Below are 3,479 nucleotides of genomic sequence, written 5' to 3' on the forward strand. Positions count from 1 at the left end.
TCCGGTGATTCTGGCCCGCATCCTGTAAACAGCATACCTGAAGCCAGGGAACCGGTAAATAAAAGTTTTAGGTTTTCTCTTCTGTTCATTGCTTTAGATATTTTTCTTGTTCAGTTGATCGATAATGTATTCGGAAGTTCTCCAAGAGTTGGCCAGGATGGTCCAAGTTGGGTTTTTATCCGCTTGAGAAACAAAAGCTCCACCATCTACTACAAACAAATTTTTGCAATCATGTGCCTGCGAATATTTGTTCAATACAGATGTTTTTGGATCATTTCCCATACGTGTAGTCCCAACTTCATGTATAATTCTTCCAGGTTTATGCAACCCAAACTCTCTGTCCCTTCCAGGTTTTTCTCCCAAGATAACTGCTCCCATGCTGGTCAAAATTTCTTCAAACGTATCATGCATGTGCTTGGCTTGGTTCAGTTCTTGATCACTCCATTTGTAATGGAATTTCAATACCGGTATACCATATTTATCCACCACCTGATCATCTATTTCACAGTAGTTTTCATAACGTGGAATACTTTCCCCTCTACCTGACATACCTACAGTACTACCGAAAAATCTTCTAATATCTTTTTTCAAGCCGGCACCATAGCCTCCGTTTACTCCCGGATTACCAAATTCATCTTTGACATATTGTCTCATGGTGTCCATTCCGCCACCAAAACCATAGGAAGGCATTCCCATACCACCCCAATATTCTATATGGTAACCTCTGGCAAAATCCAGGTTTTTTTCATTAAGCCACCAAGGCGTATAAACGTGCATTCCACCTACGCCATCTTCATTGTATCTTTCTCTGTCCATCAGGTCAGGGAGAATTCCCATCCTATCTGCTCCTGTGGAGTCATGCAGGTAATGGCCTACATGCCCGGAACTATTTCCTAACCCATCAGGGTGTTGTGCAGACTTGGAGTTCAACATGATCCTTGCCGATTCACAAGCAGAAGCTCCCAGTACAACCACCCTTGCAGAAAGTTTGTATTCTTGCATGTCAAGCTTACTTATGAAAGTAACCCCGGTAGCTTCACCTTTATCATTGGTAATTACTTTTCTGACCATGGCCATGGTGAAAAGGTCTACTTGTCCTTTTTTCATGGCCGGTTTTACCAAGCAAGTTCCTGCAGAAAAATCTGCATAAACTTGACAAGCCCTGTTGCATTGGCTACAGAAGAAACAGGTTCCCCTGTCATTGTTTACCGGTCTTGTAAGGATGGAAAGGCGAGAGGGTATAACAGGAACATTGACCTTGTCCGCACCTTTTTTGATGAACAATTCATGCAAACGAGGTTTGGGAGGAGGAAGGAAATTGCCATCCGGCTCATTGTTGATTCCCTCTTTGGAACCAAACACACCGATCAGTTTGTCCACCTTGTCATAATAAGGAGCTATGTCATCATAACTGATGGGCCAGTTTTCGCCCAAGCCATCAAAATCCTTTCGCTTAAAATCTAAAGGACCAAATCTCAAAGAAATTCTTCCCCAGTGATTGGTTCTCCCACCCAGCATTCTGGATCTAAACCAATCAAATTCACTTCCTTCACCTCGGGTATAAGGCTCTCCGTCAATTTCCCAACCACCTATGGCAGCATCAAAATCTCCGAATGGACGCACAGTACCGGCGCCTCTTCTGGGGGATTCCCATGGTGGCCTTAATTGGGTTCTGTGCTCCTCTATGGCCGGGTCAAAATCAGCCCCAGCTTCTACTACTGCTACCTTCAATCCGGCTTCCGCCAAGATTTTGGAAGACATTCCACCACCTGCTCCAGATCCTACGATGATTACGTCGTAAGCATCTCCGGCGGTCTGTATTTGAATACTCATTCTTTGTTTTTTATTAATTACTTTGAAAAATTAAGATAATTTTCTGATAATAAAAAGAAACATTTTTAAAGAAGGATACCACTATTACCAAAAATAGGCTATTTTTTATAGTAGCGGTCGTAAATGTTTCCAAACTGTTTGTGCGACAATCCTTTGCCCTTCACTTGTCGGGTGAATGCCATCCGGTAGGTTTAAATCAGGATTTCCCGCAACTCCCTCCAGCAAAAACGGGATCATTTCAACCTCTTGCTTTGTAGCAATCTCTGCGTACATTTCCCTAAACTCTTCCGAATATTCCTGTCCCATATTGGGTGGGATTTGCATTCCTGCCAACAGAATCTTGGTATCCGGAAACCTACTTGATACGGAAGAAATGATCGCATTGAGGTTTTTTCTGGTTTCCGCTAAAGGGATTCCTCTCAATCCGTCGTTTCCTCCCAGTTCAAGAATGAACACTTCAGGTCGGTCTTCCAAAAACCAATCGAGCCTACTCAAGCCACTGGCAGTTGTTTCGCCACTTAAACCACCATTGATCACACGATAGTTTAAGTTTAGGCTATCTATTTTATTTTGGATTAAAGAAGGGAATGATTCGTCTTCATCCAAGCCATAGCCCGCTGTCAGACTATTGCCATAGAATAAAATATTTTTTTTCTTTTGCTTCTCAGGCTTTTTATCTGCTGTTGGTGTAACCTTTTTCTCTGTTTCCTGTTTTTGATTACAGGAGACAGTAAAAAAGGTAGTTGCTACAAAGAGCAGCATTACAGGAGCTATTGTTTTTATCAATTTTAACATTTGAAATATTTTTACAATCAATTATCAAAATTACTAAACTTAATCCACTATTGGTTTTGTTCAAAAGGGATAAGTTTTTTTCTTTGAAAGATATGAACATACTAAGCGTTGAAAATCTGAGTAAAACCTACCGTAGTGGAAACAGGAAACTCACTGTATTAGATCAAGTAAGTTTTGAAGTGGAACAAGGGAAAACCTTGTCCATCGTCGGTCCCTCCGGGAGCGGAAAAACCACCCTTTTGGGCCTTTGTGCCGGTTTGGATGTGGCAAGTGCCGGCAGCGTTCGCATGGATGGTAAAGCACTTGAAAACATGAGTGAAGACCAACGGGCCGGCATTAGAAATCAATTGGTGGGTTTTATATTCCAAAATTTTCAACTTTTACAAACTTTAACAGCATTGGAAAATGTAATGGTTCCTTTGGAGCTAAAGAAACGAAAAGATGCCAAAGAAAAAGCCAAAGAGCTTTTGGTAAAAGTTGGGCTGGGTGACAGGTTGACCCATTACCCCAATCAATTATCTGGAGGGGAACAACAAAGGGTTTCAATTGCCAGAGCATTTGCAAATGAGCCTAAAATATTGTTTGCAGATGAACCTACAGGCAACTTAGATACCGAAACCGGAGAGTTGGTAGAAAACCTTATTTTTAAGTTGAACGAAGAGCAAGGGACCACTTTAATTTTGGTTACCCACGATCTGGAATTGGCAGCAAAAACACATCAATCTTTACATATCAAAGGGGGTAAAATACAGGAGGCTATACATGATTGATTGGGCTTGGTCTATTAAAATGGCCAGAAGAGAATTTAGAAAAACAGGGGTCAAATTAATTCTGTTTGTTTCAGCAATCGT

At 41.4% G+C, this 3,479-nt stretch carries 3 protein-coding genes and 1 pseudogene; 1 reads left to right on the forward strand and 3 read right to left on the reverse strand.

The genetic code is table 11. From position 1 onward, the window contains the following. The 3 genes and pseudogenes from AAC037_RS21950 to AAC037_RS21960 all read right to left on the reverse strand — a co-directional run. Positions 1-89: pseudogene (locus AAC037_RS21950) on the reverse strand (gluconate 2-dehydrogenase subunit 3 family protein); the annotation flags it as partial. 4 nt (positions 90-93) lie between these two features. Further along, positions 94-1,833: a GMC family oxidoreductase gene (locus AAC037_RS21955; protein ID WP_339905632.1), complete on the reverse strand. Its 1,740-nt coding sequence runs from the start codon at positions 1,831-1,833 to the stop codon at positions 94-96. Between the two features lie 105 nt (positions 1,834-1,938). Next, positions 1,939-2,628 carry an arylesterase gene (locus tag AAC037_RS21960; protein ID WP_339905634.1) on the reverse strand — a complete coding sequence of 230 codons (690 nt, stop codon included), beginning with the start codon at positions 2,626-2,628 and terminating at the stop codon, positions 1,939-1,941. A 92-nt stretch (positions 2,629-2,720) separates the two neighbouring features. Here AAC037_RS21960 and AAC037_RS21965 point away from each other — a divergent pair, with 92 nt between their 5' ends. After that, positions 2,721-3,398 (forward strand): ABC transporter ATP-binding protein, encoded by a 678-nt coding sequence (locus tag AAC037_RS21965; protein WP_339905636.1) that lies wholly within the window; start codon positions 2,721-2,723, stop codon positions 3,396-3,398. Positions 3,399-3,479 lie beyond the last annotated feature (81 nt).

It is taken from the genome of uncultured Cyclobacterium sp. (assembly GCF_963976465.1).
Classification (GTDB): Bacteria; Bacteroidota; Bacteroidia; order Cytophagales; family Cyclobacteriaceae; genus Cyclobacterium.

Excerpts from the sequence above, each read along its gene's own strand:
- AAC037_RS21955 (WP_339905632.1), bottom strand. The coding sequence starts at position 1,833 with ATGAGTATTCAAATACAGACCGCCGGAGATGCTTACGACGTAATCATC.
- AAC037_RS21960 (WP_339905634.1), bottom strand. The coding sequence starts at position 2,628 with ATGTTAAAATTGATAAAAACAATAGCTCCTGTAATGCTGCTCTTTGTA.
- AAC037_RS21965 (WP_339905636.1), top strand. The coding sequence starts at position 2,721 with ATGAACATACTAAGCGTTGAAAATCTGAGTAAAACCTACCGTAGTGGA.